2 protein-coding genes are annotated in these 2,209 nt (G+C 70.7%); both read left to right on the forward strand.

The features are described 5' to 3' along the window. Nucleotides 1-801 (forward strand): pyridoxal phosphate-dependent decarboxylase family protein (locus IH80_RS0138230; protein WP_234432541.1); only part of this gene is annotated, 801 nt, incomplete at its 5' end. Further along, nucleotides 798-2,207, forward strand: coding sequence for a lysine N(6)-hydroxylase/L-ornithine N(5)-oxygenase family protein (locus IH80_RS0138235; protein WP_037882350.1), 1,410 nt, complete (start codon nucleotides 798-800; stop codon nucleotides 2,205-2,207). The genes IH80_RS0138230 and IH80_RS0138235, both read left to right, overlap by 4 nt. Nucleotides 2,208-2,209 lie beyond the last annotated feature (2 nt).

Raw genomic sequence — 2,209 nt, forward strand, 5'->3', positions numbered from 1 at the left:
CTACCCCTCTCTATTCGTCGGCAGCGTCAGATGTGTATAAGAGACAGCGCCCCCCTCGCCGACGCCCTCGCCACCACCCCCGGCCCCACCCTCGTCACCGCCACCGCCGGCACCACCGACGCAGGCCTCATCGACCCCCTCCCCGCCATCGCCGACCTCTGCGACCACCACGGCGCCGACCTCCACATCGACGCCGCATACGGCGGCCTCCTCGCCCTCAGCCCCCACCACCGGCACAAACTCACCGGACTCGGCCGCGCCCACTCCCTCACCATCGACCTGCACAAACTCGGCTGGCAGCCCGTCGCCGCAGGACTCCTCACCGTCCCCGACACCGCCCTTCTCGCCCCCCTCGCCCACCAAGCCGACTACCTCAACGCCACCGACGACACCGAAGCCGGACTCCCCGACCTCCTCGGCCGCTCCCTGCGCACCACCCGCCGCCCCGACGCCCTCAAAATCGCCACCACCCTGCGCTCACTCGGCCGCGACGGCCTCACCCACCTCATCGACCACACCTGCAAGCTCGCCCACCACCTCGCCCGACTCCTCGACGCCCACCCCCGCTTCGAACTCCACGCGCCACCCACCATCAGCACCGTCCTCTTCCGGCCCACCCACGCCACCGACGACGACGTCGCCACCCTGCGCCGCACCCTCCTCCACCAAGGCCGCGCCGTCCTCGGCCGCACCCACGCCGACGGCCGCCTCTGGCTCAAAGCCACCCTGCTCAACCCGCACACCACGGCGGGAGACCTGGACACCCTCATCGCCCTCCTGGAAGGCAGCACCCACCGATGACCGCCCAGCTCGATGCACCCCACGACCTCGTCGGAATCGGCATCGGACCGTCCAACCTGTCCCTCGCCGCCCTCGCCCACGGCCTCCCCCACCAAGGAGCCGGCGAACTCGCCACCGCCTTCTACGAGCAGCGCCGCGACTTCCGCTGGCACCCCGGCCTCCTCATCGACGGCACCACCCTCCAAGTCCCCTTCCTCGCCGACCTCGTCACCCTCGCCGACCCCGCCAGCCCCTGGAGCTTCCTCAGCTACCTCAAGCACAAGGAACGGCTCTACCCCTTCTACTTCGCCGAGCAGTTCCACATCCACCGCGCCGAATACGACGCCTACTGCCGCTGGGTCGCCGGCCGCGTCCCCGGACTCCACTTCGGCCACCAGGTCGACGCCGTCCGCTGGAACCCCGAACGCGACCTCTTCGAAGTCGACTTCACCCAACTCGACCCCACCGGCGAAGCCGAAGCCCTCGGCCGCACCTACACCCGCAACCTCGCCCTCGGCATCGGCACCGCACCCCACATCCCCGAACCCCTGCGCCCCCTCGCCGAAGCCCCCACCGTCCCCGTCATCCACTCCGCCGACTACCTCGACAACCGCCAACGCATCATCGGCGCCGACCACGTCACCGTCATCGGATCCGGCCAGTCCGGCGCCGAAGTCTTCCTCGACCTCCTCCGCGCCCGCCCCGCCGGCCGCGAACGCCTCACCTGGCTCGCCAGAACCCCCTCCTTCGCCCCGATGGAGTACTCAAAACTCGGCCTCGAACACTTCACCCCCGACTACACCCGCTACTTCCACTCCCTCCCCGAACCCGTACGCGACCACCTCGTCCCCGCCCAATGGCAACTCCACAAAGGCATCGACACCGCCACCATCGCCGCCATCCACGACGAGCTCTACCGCCGCACCCTCCACGGCGGCTGGCCCGACGCCGTCCTCACCCCCGGAGTCACCGTCCGCACCGCCGGACGCGTCGCCACCACCAAAGTCGAACTCCACCTCGAACACACCGAACAAGGCGCCCGCTCCCGCCTCACCACCGACGCCGTCGTCCTCGCCACCGGCTACCGCGAACGCCCCCTCACCCGCCTCCTCGCAGGCCTCGACCCCTACCTGCGCAAAGACTCCTCCGGCCGCCCCCGCATCGACGACCGCTACCGGATGATCCTCGACCCCTCCGTCACCGGCAGCATCTTCGTCCAGAACGGCGAACGCCACACCCACGGCGTCGGCGCCCCCGACCTCGGCCTCGCCGCCTGGCGCAGCGCCTCCATCCTCAACACCCTCACCGGCAAAGAGCCCTACCCCCAGCCCCCACGCACCGCCTTCACCACCTTCGGCCTCGAACAGCACGAACACACCCGCCCCCGCCCCGCCGGCGAACTCCTCCCCCTCGTCGACCACCCCTGACC

Origin of the sequence: Streptomyces sp. NRRL S-378 (assembly GCF_000720645.1) — a bacterium.
Lineage (GTDB): Bacteria > Actinomycetota > Actinomycetes > Streptomycetales > Streptomycetaceae > Streptomyces.